16 protein-coding genes and 5 tRNA genes are annotated in these 21,322 nt (G+C 40.5%); 2 read left to right on the top strand and 19 right to left on the bottom strand.

The window, feature by feature from the left end; all coding sequences use genetic code 11:
• From G585_RS0109645 to G585_RS0109620, 6 genes are all read right to left on the bottom strand, one after another.
• Window positions 1–1,083 (bottom strand): GGDEF domain-containing protein, encoded by a 1,083-nt coding sequence (locus G585_RS0109645; RefSeq protein WP_022774643.1) that lies wholly within the window; start codon window positions 1,081–1,083, stop codon window positions 1–3.
• 113 nt (window positions 1,084–1,196) lie between these two features.
• Window positions 1,197–2,339, bottom strand: a complete 1,143-nt coding sequence (prfB, locus tag G585_RS0109640) for a peptide chain release factor 2 (protein ID WP_022774642.1) — start codon at window positions 2,337–2,339, stop codon at window positions 1,197–1,199.
• A gap of 20 nt (window positions 2,340–2,359) precedes the next feature.
• Window positions 2,360–4,924 carry a preprotein translocase subunit SecA gene (secA, locus tag G585_RS0109635; protein WP_022774640.1) on the bottom strand — a complete coding sequence of 855 codons (2,565 nt, stop codon included), beginning with the start codon at window positions 4,922–4,924 and terminating at the stop codon, window positions 2,360–2,362.
• Between the two features lie 166 nt (window positions 4,925–5,090).
• Window positions 5,091–6,155, bottom strand: coding sequence for a butyrate kinase (gene buk, locus G585_RS0109630; protein ID WP_022774637.1), 1,065 nt, complete (start codon window positions 6,153–6,155; stop codon window positions 5,091–5,093).
• Window positions 6,156–6,252: 97 nt separating this feature from the next.
• Window positions 6,253–7,161, bottom strand: coding sequence for a phosphate butyryltransferase (ptb, locus tag G585_RS0109625; RefSeq protein ID WP_022774636.1), 909 nt, complete (start codon window positions 7,159–7,161; stop codon window positions 6,253–6,255).
• A gap of 116 nt (window positions 7,162–7,277) precedes the next feature.
• Window positions 7,278–7,784 (bottom strand): acyl-CoA thioesterase, encoded by a 507-nt coding sequence (locus G585_RS0109620; RefSeq protein ID WP_022774634.1) that lies wholly within the window; start codon window positions 7,782–7,784, stop codon window positions 7,278–7,280.
• A gap of 141 nt (window positions 7,785–7,925) precedes the next feature.
• On the opposite strand from G585_RS0109620, the gene G585_RS18940 reads away from it, so the two are divergent.
• Window positions 7,926–8,948, top strand: a complete 1,023-nt coding sequence (locus G585_RS18940) for a glycosyltransferase family 2 protein (protein WP_022774633.1) — start codon at window positions 7,926–7,928, stop codon at window positions 8,946–8,948.
• A 7-nt stretch (window positions 8,949–8,955) separates the two neighbouring features.
• Here G585_RS18940 and G585_RS0109610 read toward each other — a convergent pair whose 3' ends face one another.
• Complete coding sequence (locus tag G585_RS0109610; protein WP_034481893.1) at window positions 8,956–10,326, bottom strand: sodium-dependent transporter; 1,371 nt, start codon at window positions 10,324–10,326, stop codon at window positions 8,956–8,958.
• Window positions 10,327–10,407: 81 nt separating this feature from the next.
• Window positions 10,408–12,243: an acyltransferase family protein gene (locus G585_RS0109605; RefSeq protein WP_081644811.1), complete on the bottom strand. Its 1,836-nt coding sequence runs from the start codon at window positions 12,241–12,243 to the stop codon at window positions 10,408–10,410.
• A gap of 160 nt (window positions 12,244–12,403) precedes the next feature.
• On the opposite strand from G585_RS0109605, the gene G585_RS17725 reads away from it, so the two are divergent.
• Window positions 12,404–13,927 carry an alanine/glycine:cation symporter family protein gene (locus G585_RS17725; protein ID WP_022774629.1) on the top strand — a complete coding sequence of 508 codons (1,524 nt, stop codon included), beginning with the start codon at window positions 12,404–12,406 and terminating at the stop codon, window positions 13,925–13,927.
• On the opposite strand, the gene G585_RS0109595 is transcribed toward G585_RS17725, so the two are convergent.
• The 11 genes from G585_RS0109595 to G585_RS0109535 all read right to left on the bottom strand — a co-directional run bounded on the left by G585_RS0109595 (window position 13,864) and on the right by G585_RS0109535 (window position 21,234).
• On the bottom strand, window positions 13,864–14,970 hold the full coding sequence (locus G585_RS0109595) for a hypothetical protein (RefSeq protein ID WP_022774628.1): 1,107 nt from the start codon (window positions 14,968–14,970) through the stop codon (window positions 13,864–13,866). The two genes, G585_RS17725 and G585_RS0109595, sit on opposite strands and share 64 nt — an antisense overlap.
• A gap of 21 nt (window positions 14,971–14,991) precedes the next feature.
• Window positions 14,992–15,876, bottom strand: a complete 885-nt coding sequence (locus G585_RS17720) for a DUF6033 family protein (RefSeq protein ID WP_022774626.1) — start codon at window positions 15,874–15,876, stop codon at window positions 14,992–14,994.
• A 312-nt stretch (window positions 15,877–16,188) separates the two neighbouring features.
• Complete coding sequence (locus G585_RS0109580; protein ID WP_022774625.1) at window positions 16,189–16,875, bottom strand: zinc dependent phospholipase C family protein; 687 nt, start codon at window positions 16,873–16,875, stop codon at window positions 16,189–16,191.
• Between the two features lie 112 nt (window positions 16,876–16,987).
• On the bottom strand, window positions 16,988–18,169 hold the full coding sequence (locus tag G585_RS0109570) for a MerR family transcriptional regulator (RefSeq protein WP_022774622.1): 1,182 nt from the start codon (window positions 18,167–18,169) through the stop codon (window positions 16,988–16,990).
• Between the two features lie 109 nt (window positions 18,170–18,278).
• The gene (locus tag G585_RS0109565) at window positions 18,279–18,758 is read right to left on the bottom strand and encodes a DNA-deoxyinosine glycosylase (RefSeq protein WP_022774621.1); all 480 of its coding nucleotides are present in this window, start codon (window positions 18,756–18,758) and stop codon (window positions 18,279–18,281) included.
• 141 nt (window positions 18,759–18,899) lie between these two features.
• Window positions 18,900–20,237, bottom strand: coding sequence for an ATP-binding protein (locus G585_RS0109560; protein ID WP_022774620.1), 1,338 nt, complete (start codon window positions 20,235–20,237; stop codon window positions 18,900–18,902).
• A gap of 354 nt (window positions 20,238–20,591) precedes the next feature.
• Window positions 20,592–20,677: transfer RNA gene (locus tag G585_RS0109555), tRNA-Leu, on the bottom strand.
• Window positions 20,678–20,737: 60 nt separating this feature from the next.
• Window positions 20,738–20,810: transfer RNA gene (locus G585_RS0109550), tRNA-Val, on the bottom strand.
• Window positions 20,811–20,839: 29 nt separating this feature from the next.
• A tRNA-Ile gene (locus G585_RS0109545) sits at window positions 20,840–20,913 on the bottom strand.
• A 4-nt stretch (window positions 20,914–20,917) separates the two neighbouring features.
• Window positions 20,918–20,989: transfer RNA gene (locus G585_RS0109540), tRNA-Glu, on the bottom strand.
• 172 nt (window positions 20,990–21,161) lie between these two features.
• Window positions 21,162–21,234 (bottom strand) — tRNA-Asn (locus G585_RS0109535).
• Window positions 21,235–21,322: the final 88 nt, after the last annotated feature.

Below are 21,322 nucleotides of genomic sequence, written 5' to 3'. Positions count from 1 at the left end.
TTAAACAACCACTACCTTGTTTCTTCCTGTATTTTTAGCCTTATACAAAGCTGAATCAACGTTCTGTATGCTCTTTGCGAAATCGCCTGTGTACTTGGAAACTCCCACAGATACTGTAAACGGAACAGGTGTATCTGTTGCAGCCTCTATATCGCGCCTGAACTGCTCCATTCTTGCGCAGGCATTATTCACATCGCAGTTCTTGAAGATAATAATGAATTCCTCACCGCCAAATCTGATAACATAGTCATCACCGTGAGTTTCTGTTGAAAGCTTTTTACCGATATACAAAAGTGTAAGGTCCCCTGTATAGTGACCATGCTCATCATTGACCTGCTTAAAGTAATCGATATCAAGCATTGCTATTGCGATAGGCTCCTGAGCATCAATAAGAGCATTCTTTGTTACAATTTTTTCCAAAAGGTGTCTGTTATAAACCTGAGTGAGCGGGTCTGTAACCATCGCAAGTTCAAGCTTCTGGCGAACCCTGTAATGATCAAGGTAATACAATGTCAGAAGCACATGTGAACTTATAACTGCAAGACCAACCGGGATCTGCAGCGCAAGAATAATATCAAGATTGGGATAGTGATTAAAATTGTTGGTGATAAGGATCTCAAGAATGAAGATCACACTGGAAAGAAAGGTATATCTTGGCCTTGAAACGAATCCAACTGTCAAAAATACCACGTTCATGATTATAAAGCCTTCACTGGCATGAACCTTGATATCAAGATGATAGATGGACCACATAGTCGCAAACACTATGCAATGGGCAAGGGCAAAATCCAAAAAGGTAATGAGCTTGCTGTCACGCACAAAATTAATGAGCACCAAAAAAAGTGCCAGCGCTACAAGTATTGAAAATCTGGGAATAAGTGTCGGAAGATATGTGCCATTGAGCAAATAATCAGAGAAAATATATGTAATAGAAAAAAATGCGCCAACCACTAAACTGATAGCCACATAATTCTGATAATAATCGCACTTTGACTGGTAAAAATCAGCCAGATCATCATCATTCATAGAACGGTAATCTTTAAATAAGTTCAATAAAGCCTTGGCATTTTCAATAATTTTCATAAATCTAACTCCCCTAATACAATATTGTACTAGGAATAGCTAAATTTCGAAAGTTATTTTTTGAATAAAAAACATCAAAAAAAGGATGCGCACAAAAGTCGCATCCCCTGTAATTATTCTTCTGAAGTATCTCCAACCGGCTTTCCACCTGTTGCAAGCCACTTAAGATATGCATTGATAAATGGATCAAGATCACCATCAAGAACGCCGTCAGCGTTAGATGCCTTAAATCCTGTTCTTGTATCATTTACCATTGTGTATGGCTGAAGGACATAGGATCTGATCTGGCTTCCCCATGCATTATCCTTTACTTCGCCACGGATTCCGTCAAGCTTTGCAGCCTGCTCTTCCTGTTTCATGATAAACAGTTTAGCTTTCAACATCTGCATAGCCTTGTCTTTATTCTGGAACTGTGAACGCTCATTCTGGCAGGCAACTACAACGCCTGTAGGAATATGTGTGATACGTACAGCTGATGATGTCTTGTTGATGTGCTGTCCACCGGCACCACTTGAACGATATGTATCAATTCTAAGATCATCAGGATTGATCTCAACATCTACGTCCTCTTCAATATCAGGCATAACATCGCATGAAACGAATGATGTCTGACGCTTAGCCTGTGCATTGAACGGGCTGATACGAACAAGTCTGTGAACACCATGCTCTGACTTTAAAAGTCCATAAGCATTTGTTCCTGAAATCTGAAATGTAACTGACTTGATTCCGGCTTCATCACCATCGAGAAGATCGAGAACTTCTGTTGTAAAACCCTTTCTCTCTGCCCATCTTGTATACATACGATAAAGCATGCTAGCCCAGTCACAAGCCTCTGTTCCGCCTGCGCCTGCATTGAGACGAAGGATTACGTCATATTTATCATAAGGCTGATTGAGAAGATTGCTGATACGGATATTCTCTAAAGTCTCCTCAAACTCATCAAGCTCTGATCTGATCTCAGCAGCCATATCATCGTCATCTACACCTTCTGCATTCTGCATATCGATAAGATCAATGATATCGCCGTACTGATTGTTAAGTCTTTCGATGTTTTCAACAAGATCCTGCATATTCTTAAGATCTTTTGTCTTTTTATTGGCCTTTTCTGCATCATCCCAGAAACCAGGCTCTTCCATCTCACGACTAAGCTCTTCAATTATCTTTTTCTTAGACTCAAGGTCAAGAGAAGCAGTAACTTCTTTTAAAGTATCCTGCAGGTTCTGGATCTCAACCTTCATCTGATCTAAAACTACCATATACTTACCTTTCTAATTACTTAAACTCTTCCATGACAATTCTTAAACTTTTTACCACTTCCGCATGGACATGGATCATTTGGATAAACCTTAGCTTCAACTCTCTTAACAGGAGTCTTTGCAACTGAATCATCCTTATTTGTTCCTGTAACTTTGGCTACCTGCTCACGCTCAACCTTCTCCTCAATATGAACATGGAAAAGAAGTCTTACTGTATCTTCCTTGATATTTCTGGTCATATCATCGAACATCTCATAGCCTGCAAGCTTGTACTCAAGCTTAGGGTCTCTCTGGCCATATGCCTGAAGTCCGATTCCCTGACGGAGCTGATCCATATCATCGATATGATCCATCCACTTTCTGTCAATTACCTTCAGAAGGATTACACGCTCAATCTCACGGATTGTTTCTGGTTCAGGGAACTCTGCCTCTTTTGACTCATAAAGCTTAACTGCTTCCTCTTTTAACTGCTGAAGAAGTCCTGCTTTTGTAAGAGTCTCGATACGTCCTCTTGTGATCTTCTTAAGTGGTACAGTTGGAAGTAAAAGCTCATTGAGCTCAGCAAGGTTCCAGTTATCCGGATCATTCTCCTCACCTACAACTGTCTCTACTGCATTTTCTACAATATCAGTGATCATCTTGTAGATAGAATCTCTCATGGAGTCTCCATCAAGAACTTTCTTACGCTCTGCATAGATGATCTCTCTCTGCTCGTTGTTAACCTGGTCATACTCAAGAAGATTCTTTCTGATCGCATAGTTGTTGGACTCGATCTTCTTCTGAGCTGATTCAATAGCCTTTGAAAGAGATGAGTGCTCAATTTCCTGTCCATCAGGAATCTTAAGGGCATTGAACATTGCGATAAGTCTCTCTGAACCAAAGAGTCTCATGAGGTTGTCCTCAAGTGAAAGATAGAACTTGGATTCACCAGGATCACCCTGACGGCCGGCACGACCACGGAGCTGATTGTCGATACGTCTGCTCTCGTGTCTCTCTGTACCGATGATCTTAAGTCCGCCTGCTGCCCTTGACTCTTCGTCAAGCTTAATATCTGTACCACGGCCTGCCATGTTAGTAGCGATTGTAACGGCACCGTGCTTACCAGCCTCTGCTACAATCTCAGCTTCCATTTCATGGAATTTGGCATTAAGTACCTGATGCTGAATACCACGTTTTCTAAGGAGCTTACTTATTTCCTCAGAAGACTCAATAGTGATAGTACCAACCAGTACAGGCTGTCCCTTTGCATGAGCTTCCTCTACTGCATCACAGATAGCGTTCAACTTCTCTTTTTTAGTCTTATAAACAGCATCCTGAAGATCCTTACGGATAACAGGCTCGTTTGTAGGAATCTCGATAACGTCCATTCCGTAGATATCACGGAATTCTCTTTCCTCTGTAAGAGCAGTACCTGTCATACCACACTTTTTCTCGAACTTGTTAAAGAAGTTCTGGAAAGTGATAGTAGCAAGAGTCTTGGACTCTCTCTTAACCTTAACATGCTCTTTTGCCTCGATTGCCTGGTGAAGACCATCTGAATAACGTCTTCCCGGCATTACACGACCTGTGAACTCATCAACAATAAGAACTTCATCATCCTTAACGATGTAGTCGTGATCTCTCTGCATAAGGTTGTTTGCACGAAGAGCAAGGATGATATTGTGCTGGATCTCAAGGTTCTCAGGATCAGCAAGGTTCTCTATTCTAAAGAATCTCTCAACCTTGGCAACACCCTGTGCTGTAAGGTTTACGATCTTATCTTTCTCATTGACGATAAAGTCACCGGTCTCTTCTCTCTCAACACCCATGATGGCATCCATCTTAGTGAGGTCTTCCATATCCTCACCACGTGTCATCTGCTTAGCAAGGATGTCGCATGCTTCATAAAGCTTTGTTGATTTATCGGACTGACCGGAAATAATAAGAGGTGTTCTTGCTTCATCAATAAGGATAGAGTCTATCTCATCGATGATGGCATAGTTCAGTCCACGAAGAACACACTGCTCTTTGTAGATTGCCATGTTATCACGAAGGTAATCAAATCCCAATTCGTTGTTTGTAACATAAGTGATATCACAGTTATAGGCAGCTCTTCTCTCTTCAGAAGTCATGCTGTTCAAAACAACACCAACGGTAAGGCCGAGGAACTCATGGATCTTACCCATCCACTCAGCGTCACGCTTTGCAAGGTAATCGTTAACTGTTACTACATGAACACCTTTGCCCTCAAGAGCGTCAAGGTAAGAAGGAAGTGTAGCTACAAGTGTCTTACCTTCACCGGTTCTCATCTCAGCGATTCTACCCTGATGAAGGATAACTCCACCAATGAGCTGTACTCTGAAGTGTTCCATTCCAAGGACACGCTTACCAGCCTCACGAACTGTAGCATATGCCTCAGGCATAATATCATCAAGTGTTTCCCCATTAGCCAGTCTCTTCTTGAACTCATCTGTTTTGCCTCTGAGTTCCTCATCAGAAAGAGCCTGCATTTTTGGTCTCATAGCCTCAATTGAATCAACAGTGCTGCGAATTCTCTTAAGTTCTCTTTCGCTATGTGTACCAATAATCTTATCAATAATACTCATGTTTTATTCCTCATAAAAAAGGGCATAATAACCCAATATTTTAGCAAAAGTCCGTTGTACATTGTAGCAGATTAATGATAGCTTTTCAATACGCTTGTCACCTGAGTAAATATCTAATGACATCAAAAAGGTGCCGGTCAAAATGACCGACACCACTATTCTACTATCAATATTCTTTTGCCTGTTCCTCACCGTTCATGACGCGAATAGCACCCTGTGCAAGAGCAAGAAGCTCGTCCTCACCAGGATATACAGTTACAGGACAGATCCAGTCAACTCTCTCTTTAATGGCATCTGTGATCACCTGACCGTAAGCAATACCACCTGTAAGAATGATCTGATCAACTTTACCCTTTAATACTGTTGCACATGCACCGATGTTTTTGCAGATCTGGTAAATAAATGCATCGCGGACAAGAATTGCCTTCTCGTTGCCCTCTTCACACATCTTGTTAACTTCTCTCATATCGTTAGTTCCAAGGTATGCGTTAAGTCCGCCGCCACCGACGATCTTCTTTTTCATCTCGTCGTATGTGTACTTGCCTGAGAAGCACATATCTACAAGAGCCTTTGCAGGAATGCCGTTTGCTCTCTCTGGTGAAAATGCGCCGTCACCGTTAAGTGCTGCATAAACATCTACCATCTTACCGTTTTTGTGAACACCTGTTGATGTACCACCACCCATGTGTACAACAATTACGCTGATCTCATCATATTTTTTGCCGATCTCTTTAGCATATCTTCTGGCAACAGCCTTCTGATTAAGAGGATGATCGATAGATACACGCTCAATTTCAGGAACACCTGAGATACGTGCTACAGGTTCCATCTCGTCAACTACAACAGGGTCAACGATGTATGAAGGAACACCGATCTCATCACCAATCTCTCTTGCAAGGATACCGCCAAGGTTAGAAGCATGCTGGCCCTGAACGCCCTTTCTAAGATCCTCTAAAAGAGCATCTGTGCACTCATATGTGCCGCCTGGGATAGGTCTTAAGAGACCGCCTCTTCCAACTATTACGTTAAAAGACTTAATATCAATACTCTCTTTTTTGAGGAAATCAAGAATGATGTTCTTACGGAAATCCTTCTGATCGATTATGCTTGCGAACTGATTGATCTCCTCTGTGCTGTGTCTTAATGTTTCCTCTTTTACAAGAGTCTCATCTTCAAAAATACCAACTTTTGTAGAAGTAGAACCGGGATTTATGATCAAACTTTTTATCATGATTATTCTCCTATTTTTTATTGTAGTTACGCCTCGCTACCGCTCGCCGTAACACGTTCGAACTAGCCTCGACAAAACCTCGTCAAGTTCTCTCAGCTTACTTATTTGCTACTACTGCAGCAAGTGCGATTGAGTTAACCTTAACTTCAACAGAATCTGATCTTGATGTAAGGATTACAGGAGCCTTTGTTCCTGTAAGAATGTTACCGTTCTTAACCTTAGCAAGTCTTACGATAGTCTTGTATGTAAGGTTTCCTGCGTGGATATCAGGGAAAAGAAGGATATCAGCGTCGCCGACGATCTTTCTGTCAAGGGCTCCAGCCTTGTGCTGAGCTGCCTCAGGGTCAATAGCAAGGTCCATTGAAAGAGGTCCGTCAACGATACAGTTCTTGATCTCGCCCTCTTCGTTAAGTCTTGTGAGCTCTGCTGCCTCAACAGTAACAGGCATCTTAGGATTAACAACTTCTACTGCTGCAAGTGGAGCAACCTTAGGGCACTCAACGCCGCAAGCTCTTGCAACATCTACTGTATATTCAATAATAACTTTCTTATCTTCAAGTGTTGGGTATGGCATGAAAGCAACGTCTGTAAGGAATAAAAGACGGTCAATGCCTGGGATTTCAAATACGCAAACGTGAGAAAGTGGACGGCCTGTACGAAGACCAACTTCTTTATCAAGAACGCTCTTAAGGAAGTCTTTTGACTCAAGAGCACCCTTCATATAAATATCAGCCTTGCCTGATGATACAAGTGAAACTGCTGTACGAGCTGCCTCAATAGTATCCTTAACATCGATGATCTCAAAGTCAGCAAGGTCCATTCCAACCTCTTTTGCCTTCTCCTCGATCAGCTCCTTATCACCAACAAGGATAGAATCTACGATTCCTCTCTCTTTTGCAATCTTGACAGCCTCAAGAACGTGTGTGTCCTGTGCAACTGCAACAGACATTTTCTTGGTGCTTGCTGTCTTAAGTTTAGCAAGAATGTCGTCAAAGCTCTTACTCATTTTAATAAACCTCCATTTGTCTATAAAGTAAAGAAAGTGTTAAACTTCGCCATATGACAAAAGTTTAACACTCCCTATTGTTAATTTCAACGTCTTTATGAATTTTTTATTAGAATTTAGAAGCCTTCCATCCTGCGCTGTTTGCGGAATTCACGCCTCTTGATGGCACCCTCCCACTCAGCCTTTTCATTTTCAGTCTTTATATTAAGTCCGTAAGGAACAAGGCATGGTGTCCCGTCGTCATCGATGCACACCTCAGTAAGATATGCTCTGTTGAGCACATGGCGCATTCCCGTCTTAACATCCTCAACATAGGTATCTACCCTTACTTCCATTGAAGTTTTGCCAACATATGTGATCTTGCCTATCATCACAAGAACATCACCCAGAACTGCTCCCTGCTTGAACTGCATATTGTCAATCGCTGCTGTAGCTATAGGATTTCCTGAATGTCTGACAGCCACAGTTCCTGCAACCTCATCGATCCAACTCATAAGTTTTCCGCCAAAAAGTCTGTCCTCGGCGTTAATATCATCGTACTTAACCACCTTAGTCCATTCAGTGATGGAATCTTCAACATTTTTGTTTGCTATCTGCTTATCAACATGAAAAACCTTGCCCATACTTAATACCTCCAAAGAGAGATTTTTATACCTATAATTTTAACCTAAAATTCATGTAAACGCCATCTCAATCATCATTAGTCTTTGTTTAAAAAATGCTGTATGCTATTATAATCTAAGAAATATTTCAGGAGAATTTTCATGGCAAAAATAAGCTTTATCATACCAGTTTACAACACAGCCAAATATCTTGATCAGTGCATGGATTCTGTTTTAGGGCAGACATTTTCAGATATAGAGATCATCCTTGTTGATGATGGTTCGACAGACGGTATAAGTCCGGCTCTTTGTGATAAGTATGCAGACAAAGATACTCGTGTCAAAGTAATACACAAGGCAAATGGTGGTCTTATGTCCGCATGGATTGAAGGCTCAAAAGCTGCCACATCCGATTACTTATCTTATGTAGACAGTGATGATTGGATTGACATCGACCTGGCAAAAGAACTAATGGCATTTACCGACTCATCTTTTACGGATTCAGAGATCATTTCCAGCAACTACATTGTTGAGAAGGCAGGCGAACGCCGAAAAGAAACTCAGTCACTAGCCCCCGGAATATACATGGGAGAAGACCTAAAAAAACTGCATTCGCATATTCTCGGTGACGAAGTACGCCCGGTCACCATGTCCAGATGTATGAAACTTATTTCAAGGAAGCTCCTTATAGAGAACCTTAAATACTGTAATACTGACATTTCTATGAGCGAGGATGTGAACATTATTCTTCCATGCCTTTTAGACTGCAAACGACTTGTAATAGTAAAAGAAGGATATTTTTATCACTACAGGCTTGTAGGCTCATCCATCGCACATTCCTATAGTCCAAAACTACTTACTAATCTTGAGCTGACAGATAAAACCTTTAGGGAAATATTCGCTGCCAAAAACATTCCTGATTATGACAGTCAAATGGACAGGGAATATGTCATCATGCTGCTTATTGTGCTAAAGAATGTACTTCGAAGTCCAGACATGGGCACGATCAAAGTGGTCCGTGAAATATTTTTAAGACCTGATATAAGAAAAAAAGTGATGTCCACAAAGGTAGACATCACTTCCAGATCAAACAGATTACTATATACCTGCATAAGACACCCCAATGCATTCACCGTCAGTATATGCAAGTTTATCATTAGTATGTATGATAAAAAAACCAACTGATCCTTTATCACATACTGATAATACCAAAAACATTAAGTATCGCACTTACAAGGATAATAAGAACAAATAAAGGACAAAGGAATCTGATCATAAAAGAGAAGATTCCTTTTCTTTTGAATGGATGTCCATCCTGCTCAACTTCCGCTTCTAGCTTCTCAATTCCCATAAACCTTGTTATAAGGATACATGTAGCAACAGCTGCAATAGGCATCATAACTGAGTTTGTAAGGAAATCAAAGAAATCAAGAAACTGCATTCCAATTATTGTCACAGAGCTAAGAGGCCCATTTCCAAGGGATGAAAGGCTTCCAAGCACAAGCATGATGACGATCATTATTGTGCTTCCCTTTTTCCTGCTCCATTTAAACTCATCGGCAAAAGTGGAAACTGCGCTTTCCGTAAGTGCAATGGCACTTGTAACTGCCGCAAACAGGACAAGTGCAAAGAAAAGGATTCCGATGATCTTACCAAAGCCCATGCTCGCAAAGATTTGTGGCATAGTTATGAACATAAGTGATGGTCCTGCCTTGAGCATGCTCTCATCTCCGTGATAAAAAGAGAACACTGCAGGAATTATCATAAGGCTGGCAAGAATAGCTATTATGGTATCAAAGAACTCAACCTGCTTGGTTGAACCTTCAATGCTGACTTCCTTTTTTACATATGAACCGAAAGTAATAAGGATTCCCATCGCTATTGATAAGGAATAAAACATCTGACCCATAGCTGTAACTATAGTCATGATGGAAAAGTGCTGGAAATTAGGGACAAAGAGGTATTTTACACCCTCCAAAGCACCCGGTCTTGTTACTGAGTATACACAGATAATAACTGCAAGTACCACAAGAACAGGCATAACCATTTTTGATACACGCTCTATTCCGCCCTCAACTCCCATGAATATTACTATCATGACAAGAGCTGCGAAAACTATAAACCAAATCTCTGACGCAATACCATCAGTTATAAAATCGGTAAAAAAGGTATCGCTTGCTATCACGTTAACATCATTTGTGATGTATTCAAAAAGATATCTGCATACCCAACCGCCAATTACTGAATAATAGGGAACGATCAAAATCGGGATAATAGCATTGATCCATCCGCCAAGTCCCATCCATTTATTGTTGCTGATACTGTTAAATGCTCCAACCGGGCTTTTCTTGGTATATCTTCCAATAGCAGTCTCAGCAATTATCATGGTATATCCAAATGTAAGCGCCAAAAGAATATAGACGATAAGAAAGATTCCTCCGCCATATTTAGCGCAAAGATAAGGGAATCTCCAAATATTTCCCAAGCCTACTGACGCGCCTGCCGCAGACAATACAAAACCAATTTTTCCGGAAAAAGATCCTCTGTGTTCCTGTTTCAAAATACTACTCTCCAATCTATAAAAACTTCTTTAAAAAAAGCATAAAAAAGATTATACACTAACGCCTCAAAATACGCTACCGGTTTAACGCAATAAAATCCAAACAACAGGTCTTATTGCTCCACCTGGCTTATTTACTACTTTTTCATCCATAACAATTGTTCCGTCAACCGTTACGATAGGCGCAGTTATACATGGAGTTGTATTTTCACCTCTAAGCCACCACCAGGAGGATCTGTATCCCTTCATATCCCAGTTGTTGACCTTGCTGGGAGTGTTTATGTTCACTCCGTTTCTGGCCGCAACATCTGTTATTGCAATTTGCCTTGCCTCATCATTTTCAAAAAACTCTTCTGCTTCCTCCGGAGTTAACAAAGTCAGCATATCCCCATCATTTTGAAGGATAATATCCGCTTCCTTACCACTAAAGCTCCCCGTGAACTCTTTTGAATTTATAAGCTTTCTAATATCTGAGTCTTCCCAGGTTATCTCCTGATGATGCTGATTGTAGTAGCTTCCTGCGATTCCATACTCGCACATAAGGCACAGCCTGTCGTCCTGCCTTTTTACAACTTCCCAGGTCAGCCTCTCTTTCCCGGGATTGTTAATCTTGGTATTATAATGCCCAAACTTTACTACGTCGCCCACCTGCGCATCCTTGAAAATAGCGCATTCTTCACTGAATTCTTTTGAAATAACAACTGAATGGATTACAGGAATTGCTATTACTGCCAAGCCGCACATAACAGCTAAAATGATCGCTACCTTTTTTAAATTTGCTTTTGGGGTCTTCGTTGTTCCAAAAGAATTATTCAAAAGTTCTTTTACAGCCTTGACAGCAAAATTTGTAACCGGCGCGATGACAGCCGCAAGGGCTATACTTACGCCAATTATGATCACATATCTTAACAGGTCACTCACCCTTATATCATGCAAAAGTGTATTCACCACAAAGCCATGAGCAAGAAAGAGTGTAAGTAATATGCTTCCCAAGTACTCCAAAACTCTGCTTTTTAAAGGTAACTTCATATTGAGAAGAAGCACAAAAGTAGTAAAGACGATGCACGAAACAGATTGCACAGAAAGTGTGATTGCAGCGCATCTTATCCCATCATGTACAAGTTCACGATAATAGCCATAGTGATCTAGCGTATAGATACTTGCACATATCATAAGGAGCGTTAAAAGGCCTGTAATTAAAGTCCATATGTAATAAAAAGACCTGAATGATCTTTCTATCTTTTCTTTATAATTTGCATACAAAATTCCGAAGCAAAAACAGATTGTCGAGTTGTACCACCACTCTCCTCTGAACCAGTGTACCTTATTGGTGTAGGGATCATGGCCCTGAAAAAGGCTGTATACCATAAGAAGCACTGTCATAATACACAAAAGAGCTGTTGCCACATCTTTGTTCTTAACAACTGAAAAAATCACATAAAACAGCAGATACAGTATAACAATCTCTATCACAAACCATCCGTTACTATTTACAAGCGTCACACCCACTATGTCTTTTACTGTCGACAAAAAGTCATTATTATCTGTCCCCAAAAACTTTTGTGCTATGACAATGAGGATATTGGTGATCCAGAAAGGGATAAGCACCGCCGGAAGGCGTTTTTTAAGAAAACCTCCAAGATAGTCCTCTTTACTTAGATAGCTATAGATAAGCCCATATCCAGAAAAGAAAAAGAACAGTGCTGTGAACATAAATCCTATGTAACTAAATACAGTGATGGGTCCTTTAGGATTATTTCCATATGACGTTATCTGCTGTGTGACGTGATGTATCATGATTCCGATGCACGCAAGCGCCTGGATCTGCTTACTCTGCCTCAGATTTAGATATTCCTGCGAAAACTGTATCTTTTTTCCCCTAAAGATGCCTTCCTCCATTGTCCATAATCCCCCACTCATAGTAATATGCTTTTTTGCTACATTTATTATAAACACGTTTTTTTTTTATCGGTAGCATGTAATGATGAGATATTTTTGTATACAATTATACATTTTGCTTCCCTTTCTGATTTTAATGTGATAAAGTAAAAAAAACTTTTCTAATAGGATGGAGAGCCGTATGGAGAAATTTTTATCAACTGTTGAAAACGTCAATAATGCTGTAAACGGATTTGTTTGGGGACTTCCAATGCTTGTTCTTTTAGTAGGAACAGGAATTCTTATGACATGTCTCACTAAATTTTTCCAAATATCCCATTTTAAACATTGGGTTTCGAACACGATCGGTGGAATATTTAAAGACTCGCATGTCACTGCGCATACGAAAAAGAATGACACTCAGATATCGCAGTTCCAGAGCCTGTGTACAGCACTGGCAGCTACAATTGGAACAGGTAATATCGCCGGTGTTGCTGCTGCCATCGCTTCCGGTGGCCCGGGTGCTATTTTTTGGATGTGGATCGTGGCATTTTTCGGAATGATGACTAACTTCTCAGAAAATGTACTTGGTATTTACTACCGCAGAAGAAACGAAAGAAATGAGTGGTGCGGCGGTGCTATGTATTATCTTCGTGATGGCCTAGGTTCCAAACCCGGTTGCAAAGTTGCAGGCTCTGTCCTGGCAGTTCTTTTTAGTATCTTCTGTATCCTGGCTTCATTTGGCATCGGCAACATGGGCCAGATCAACTCAATTGCAGTCAACATGAACACTGCCTTTGGTATCCCAAGCATTGTTACCGGAATCTTACTTATGATCCTTGCAAGTCTTGTTATCGTGGGTGGTCTTAAGAGAATCGCCTCTGTCACAGAAAAACTTGTTCCTTTCATGGCTATCATATATATGGTCGGCGCCATCATAGTCTGCATCATGCACATCGACCAGCTTGGCGCAGTATTTACATCAATCATCAAAAGTGCCTTTGGCCTTCGCGCTGTAGGCGGCGGTATTGTAGGTAGCGGCGTAGCAATGGCTGTTCAGTGGGGAATGAAAAGAGGAGTTTTCTCTAACGAAGCCGGACTTGGCTCATCAGTAATCGTTCACTCAAGCTCAAACGTTCGTGAGCCTGTAGTTCAGGGAATGTGGGGAATTTTCGAGGTATTTGCAGATACTATAATCGTATGCTCCATCACAGCTTTTGCAGTTCTTTCAAGTGGTCTTGTGGACCTTGAGACCGGCGTTGTAACTTCAAGTCAGGTATCAACCGCTCTTGTTGCTGAAGCTTTTTCAACTGTATTTGGTAAGTTCGGATATGCCTTTATCGCAATCGCCATTTTGCTCTTTGCCTTCTCTACTACTCTTGGCTGGAGCCAGTACGGAAGCAAAGCATTTGAATATCTTTTCGGAAGAAAAAATATAAAGTTCTACCACATCATTTTCGTAGTATTCATCGTAGTTGGCGCAACTATGGATCTTACACTTGCCTGGGATCTTTCAGATACATTCAACGGAATGATGGCAATACCTAACCTTATCGGTGTCCTTTCACTAAGCGGCACAGTTATGCAGATTACCCACAACTACGTTCAGAGAGTCATCCTCCATCAGAACGTAAAGCCTATGCTCTCTGCAATTGACGACATTCAGGCATTACATGAAAAAGAACTGAATGATAAAGAATTAGAGCCCATAGCTTCAGGCGAATAAAAAGACACATTTCCACTCACTATGGGAGATGCATTTTGGCATCCCATAGTGGGTATATGTTCTGATTTTTCAAGTTCATGTTTTACCATATCTTTAAGATATTCCATATTAGCCTTTGTGATGGCTTTTTCCTCTGAAGACCTGTGCTTTCTCTTAAGGTCTTCTAAGTCTTCTCTACTCATGTGAGGGTCTACAACTTCCATAGTTTCAAGCATTTCCATGGCTTCCTGAAGCTCTTTTAACTCTTCCTCTCCAAATTCTGAGATCATCTTATTAAGCTCCACCATCATCTCATCCGAAACAGCTTCTCCGCTTTCTTCTATCTGCGCAAGTGCTTCTTCCAGCATTTCTTCACGTTCATCAAAAACCTCATCTTCTTTTTCAGTGATCTTTTCTTCCTCAGCCTGTGTTATGGCACTTTGAATACCCTGAACAGCATCCTTTTGCTGGTCTAAGCGCTCATCCCTCTTCTGAGTGCGAGTCACCATTTCTTCAAGCTCCAAGTGATGTTTCTTTTTCTTTGCTACCATTTCCATGCGCTTTGCATGGGTTAATGCCAGCTGCAGTTCCTCAGGGTCTCCATCCCCGGAGGAAATCTTTCTCTTTATCTGCGTGACAGCTCTTTTGGCCGCAAGCACAGCCTGGCCTGCGCTGTTTGATGTCTTGGCGCTGCGTATCTTTGATGCAACTTCTTTATAGTTGTACTTCTCAGTACTTTCCATCTCTGTTTCTGCTGCATCAGGAGCACCTGACGTCTCCAGAAAATCATTTACCTTTTTATTATTCTGATTCTGCAAGGAATCCTGCTTCAGTGTACGGATCATCTGCCGCATCTGCTGTGATAAGCCGTTTCTATCTTCCGCTGCTCTGTCTGTGATCTTATCAAAACTTGAGGCCATGGGGTTTACAGGGCTTTTTCCCATAATGGTGTTTTTTGTAGCTCCGCCCTGCTTTCCTACCTGATTTTGAGCATAGAGACTCCCCTGGGCATTTTTCATGTACGGTGAATAATATTGGTTATTGGTATTAAAAGATATATTCATACCGCACCTCACTTACTTCCATCAGCCTCTGAAATCTATCTTTGTTCCAACCATTTTTTCTGACTCTGTCATGACCTTACCGGACGCATTATTGTAGGAGTAGGCCTGTACATTAGAAAGAAGTTCATCCATAGATTCTGCTTCAAATGTTACATACTCCTCATCATTTTGAATCTCAGCATTCTCTTTGTCCGGATCTGCCTTATCCGCCTTTTTATCTCTTGCTTTCTGGATTCGCTCTTCCTGGGCCTTCTTTTCTGCTTTCTTCTTATCATGCTGCTTTTGTGCTTTCTTTTCAGCAGCTTTCTTTTCAATGCGTTTCTTCTGAAGATCTGCGGATTTAGTCACCGTGGCAAAGAAATTCTCCTTACCGTCAGAATCTACGCTCATTCCAAAGTTCTTTACATTGGCGCCGCTGCTTGTAAGCCCCATCTTGGCCTGTAACATCTTAGCCTGGGATGAAGCAATTATTCCTTCGTATTTCTTGCGGAAGTTCTCGTCTGTGGCCATCCGCTCAAGTTTTTCTTCGTCAATAAGGACCACCATCTTGTTGGCATTACCATAGGCCGCAGCATTCTGCTGAACCTGCGCCTTCATATCCTTGCTGACAGTTATGAACTCCATATTGTGGAACTTTGACTGAAGCTTTCCAAGGTAATCTTTTGCCTTATCCGAAAGCTGCACATCACCAATAGTAGCGCCATATTCTGTCATCTTTGGCACCAGTGAGCTCTTTGTATCAATCGGACTCCACGATTTTGTATTTGTTTTTGTCGCCTGAGAAGCATTGGCTGAACCAGCCTGATCTGTCTTACCTGTATTAGAAGTCTTCGATGCTACTGATCTCTCATTATAGACACCCTGACTACTCTGCTGATAAGTGGAAACACCATTAATCCCTGCCATACTGATCTACCTCCTTGTAAAAAAGCCGACATAATTCTTCCTATTTTTCCTTATCAACAAATATATCGGCATGGATCAATTTAAACTTAACCCCCTTCGGGTGGCCCTAGGGGACGGGGTTTGTGGTCCATTTATCTCAATATTTCATCTATGGTAGATACAGTACTGAAACTTCCCATTACAGCGCCAATAATGATAAATATGTAGGACAATAAATCTTTCTTTTTCTTCATTTATCAATTCCTTCCTCTATTGCAATGATTAACAGTTTTCATTTTTATCATTCCAAGATCACTCTCCCTCATTCAGGCATCATCGTACCATTCTACGTCCACTGAACTCTTTTAACTGCCCATATATCCTATCAGGAACTTCTTCTACAAAATGCAGCATCATCTCAGCCGGATAGTATTTATGACCGGAAATATCAATAGGATTCGGCAGATTGTACTGCTCATTAATAAGATGATCCTTCATTTTGGAAATCTCTGTTTTTCTTAAATAATCTTCAAAATCAGATTCCTTTGAATCATTCAAAAGCTTCATTATTTCACTGGCATTCTGAATATTCTGGTATAGCCATCTATCAATTCTAAAGGATTCCGGATAATATGCTTCTTTAAACTCTTCATAGCTCATTGGCGGTATCATTTTTCTCTGCAGTGAACGCCAAATAAGCAGATCATTCCAATAATCAGTTAAACAATGAATGACTATCCCCAACAAAAAACATCTTTTAGTTAGATTCGCTTCATTCACAACATACTTATTGTAAAATGCTTTTATATTCGCTATCCAATTGTCATAATCCTGAGTATCTCCCCATGGCCCACAGTTTTCAAAAAGATGAGAATGTATCTTCTTCGGCAAATAATCTTCTGAAAAATGCACCGAATCCGGAGCAACAGACCCTAATATAAATTCTTCTTTTCCCTCATCTATACCCAGCTTTCCAATTAATCTGTGCGCAATCACCATATGTGTTATCTGACCCGACATACTTACTTAACCTCCTGAATTGTCCCTGGCTCATCCTCTTCGAACACTCCGGAAACCACCTTCCAACTTTTTTTATCCAATTTCTGACCCACTTTCATGTTTAGCTCACATATCACTTAAAACAATGATAGAACACACTGTCCATATCCACAGTAACAGGTCCGTCACCAAGCAAGGCACTATCAAAATATTTCTCAATTTTCTCTCTGTTATCCTCAAGGTATTTTCCGCCTTCTGGATACTTTTTCAGCACTCTTTCGAAAAGAGCTTCCGCGCTATCAAACACTAACGGTCCCGGAAGTGCTATCTTTTCTACTCTATCGAAATTATCTGATAAAAGCGCCTCAAACTCTACGTCCATCTGCCTTCTTTCCTGTCTCTTTTTAAGGGCAAAAGAAATATCTAACCCGGCTTCGGTTAAGCAATTCTCCCAGAAATCATATTCCTTTGCTGCTTCGCCATAGTGATTTACAGAAAACATGCCACCTGCTGCCAGTACCTGCGCCACATTTTGGATAAAATAAGCATCATCATGCAGATAAGATAAAAGATAATGAGCAATAATCTTTGAATACCTCTTCTCTCTTATCTTTTCCCAGGTATCATCTTTTTCAAGGTTACTAAAAATGACCTGTATATCAGAGCCTTTAGGAAGCGTCTCGCGGTTCTCTTCAAGATAATTATAGAAATCATCAGCCCAGTTTCCGTGGATGTCTACACCTTCTACGATAAAATTCTTGGGAATGCGCTCCCAGTTCTTTCTCCACAGAAGGCCATAACTACACCCCAGGTCAAGAACAGTATCAGTTTCCTTAAAGGATAAAGAATTAAAAATCTTTTCGTACCACTCAATTCCGTCTGCAGCATGCTCCTCCGCATACCATCTGCGCTCATCAGCACCCTGACTCATTTCCATCTTTTTGATGATGTCAGCAATGTCATCCCAATCAGGATTCTCATCAAACCTTGCAAGCGCTGACTTTATGCACTTTGCAGACTTTTGAAGTTCATATATTTTCTGATTCATCATTTCAAGCTGTTTTTCAAGGATTTCTCTTATAGAACTCTGATCATCATTTTCAAGACTATTCTTAATCTCTTCCAGACTAAAGCCAATGTGCTTAAGAGCTATGATCTTTTCTAGAATAATTAGCGAACTCTTATCATAAAGTTTGTAATTTCCCTCAGAAAGCCCAACAGGCTTAAGAAGCCCCTTCTCATCATAAACGCGAAGTGCTTTTGTTGATACTCCTGCCTGCTTTGCAATTTCTCCGGATGTCATTTTTTCTTTCATACTGCCCTCCTTTTGGGTAAATACAATTTTGTGAACTAAGTAATACACCTGATTTGTACGTATTTCATCCTGTGCTTACTTAATGGTAAGGGCTGCCCCAAGGGCAAGGTCAATTCTTTTTTATAATTTTCCAAGCACTCAGAAGCTTTTCCATACTCCAGGCTGCATTAGCGGGACTTGTCGATGGAAGACATATTGCAGACCTCATAATTACAGGCTCTGTGTACTTTTTATAATATTTATGTGCTGTTTTGCCGTTAACATATATTGCCTTAATATCTGCTGTACTTAAAATAATGCTTAAATCATTTGGCACCACATTACTGATACTGGAATCCGAGGATCCAACAATATCACAGGATTGTATCACATCCCACAACGCTATCTTATTTCTTATCAAAAGAGATTCCTTTTCCTCTATTGACTCCGGCTCTTCCTCTTCAAATATTCCCGAAACCACCTTCCAGAATCTATTCTGCTTATGTCCGTAGAAGAACCCTTCTTCTCTGGATTTCACAGACGGAAAACTCCCAAGAATAAGAATTTTTGAATTTTTATCATAAACAGGTTTTATCGGATGTATAACCATTTTTCACACTCTCTTAATCATTAGAATAGCTTTGATCGTATGGAACCAATCAACCTTCATTGCACATTTTTATGCTCGCAATTCAGAATCTTCTGAAAGAGCCATTCAACAGTAATTTATTCTGCTAAATGGCTTTTTAGATTATTTAACTATTTTCTTCAGATATTCCTTCATCTTGAATGCACAGAAATATGGGAACGTATATATATCATTTGCATGTCCCACATTAAAATCTCCTAGTTTTATTCCATATGTAATATCACTGTAATTCTCATTCTTAATGAGTGTAGGCAAAGACTTTGACTGGTCGCTATTGGACTTAACCTCAACAGGTATAAGATCATTCTGAGTTCTTACAAAAAAATCTTCTTCCAACGTAGAATTTTCCTTTTTGTAATAAAAAAGTCCCAATCCCTGCTTAATAAAGGCCTCTGCCACAAAATTTTCATATAAAGCACCTTTATACACTCCAAGGTTTTTATTAACTCTAAGATCTTCCTGAGCTTCCTCATCCAGCGCGGATACCAATAATCCGGTATCCGGATAGTATAGCTTATATTTACTCTCCTCAATATTTCCCTTTAATGGCAGTTCAGGATACTGCAAGCAATTACACTCTGTTATAACACCTGCATCAATAAGCCATTCTATACATCCTGTATATTCTCTTGATCTCGCATTTTTCCCAAGCTTATTAAATTGGAACTTCTTGTTTTCTTTGGCCAACTGAGCAGGAATACTTCTATAAACACTTATTATCTTTGTCTGATCAAGACCTTCCGCGTACTTTCTTACGTCCTCTTCATAATCAAGCCTGATCTGCTCCTGTACATCAAGTGTTCCTGAGAATGTTCCAGACTCAATATATAACTTTACGACCTCCGGCATTCCTCCAAGCACACTGTAATCCAGGAATAAACTCTTAAAGACAGTAAGCTCATTGTCATTAAATGGCTTAATCTCAAGCATATGCGATAATATGGAATCAATCTGTTCCTGGCTATAACCTTTTGCCCAAAGAAACTCTTCAAAATCCATAGAATACATCTCATAGTCCGTTTTTGAGCCAACACTGTTACTATGAATCTTTTTATAATTTATTCCCAACATGGAGCCACTACAGATAACATCATATTTACCGTCTATCCTAAATGACTTGAGCGTTGTTGCAACATCAGGGTTTTCCTGTATCTCATCAAAAATAATAATGGTTTTGCCAGGCACAAACTTTAAAGATGGATCAGCTAATGATATATTCTTTATTACACTTTCCACATCATATCCATCTGCAAGGATTTGCATAAATTTTTTCTCTAAAGCAAAGTTTATATATACAACATTTTCATAATTTTCCTCGGCAAAATGCAAGATTGATTCGGTTTTTCCAATCTGTCTTGCGCCTTTTACTATCAGAGGCTTATGCTCAGGATCTGCTTTCCAATTATTTAGATAGTCATCTATCTTTCTTCTGTAATACATTTTGTCCACCTCCAAAGCAATGCTATCACAAAATAATAGGCACTTCAATCCATTTTTACACATTTTATGAGCCACTTATTATAACCTATAACACATTTCATTATTATTGTTATGGATATGCATCAAATGTGCATATCCCTCTTTGAGCATGAACTTATAGCCTCTTTTCACTAATCTCTACCAGTGCATTAAGTATCGGATAAAAATCTGCATTTTATAATACTTATCATTCCGTTGAAACGTAGATATATCAATGGATGGACCACATTTGGACCGAAATGGACCACTTTAGTAAAGCAAAGAAAAAAGCTTCAAACCCAGATAAAATCTAAGTTTGAAGCCACATACAATTACTGCCGGCGACCGGGGTCGAACCGGTACGGGTATCACTACCCACGGGATTTTAAGTCCCGGGCGTCTGCCTATTCCGCCACGCCGGCATTTACCATATTAAGTTCTGGTAAAAAATACGCGATATGCTATATACAACATATCGCGAATGGGGCCTACAGGGCTCGAACCTGTGACCCTCTGCTTGTAAGGCAGATGCTCTCCCAGCTGAGCTAAGACCCCATATACTGGGTTAAGTTCTAATGAACTAATGGAGATTCAGGGACTTGAACCCGGGACCGACCGGTTATGAGCCGGTTGCTCTAACCAACTGAGCTAAATCTCCTAAATGACTCCGACGAGAATCGAACTCGTGTTACCGCCGTGAAAGGGCGATGTCTTGACCGCTTGACCACGGAGCCATATGCTTTGCAACCGTGCTACGGTGCTTTGTGCTTTTCGCTCTGCCCACTCTACTAACTTAGTAGCGGTGCAGACTCTAACTCCGGCTGCCTCACTAGGTTCGGAAATACCTCACCAAGTGATCATCCAGGCTACGTACTAAGCTCGATAAGACCTCGCTAAGTACTATCGCTCCCCCTGTCGGACTCGAACCAACGACACTTCGGTTAACAGCCGAATGCTCTACCGACTGAGCTAAGGAGGATTATAAGATACCTTATATACAAAATACCATGCTTCTGCATGGTCTTTCATATCTCTTGTACCTTCAAAACCGAACACTGATCTATCTA

Source organism: Butyrivibrio sp. AE2015, assembly GCF_000420825.1.
In the GTDB taxonomy this organism is placed as follows: Bacteria; Bacillota; Clostridia; order Lachnospirales; family Lachnospiraceae; genus Butyrivibrio.
The sequence above is the reverse complement of the archived record's forward strand: the minus strand, read 5'-3'. Positions and strand labels throughout refer to the sequence as shown.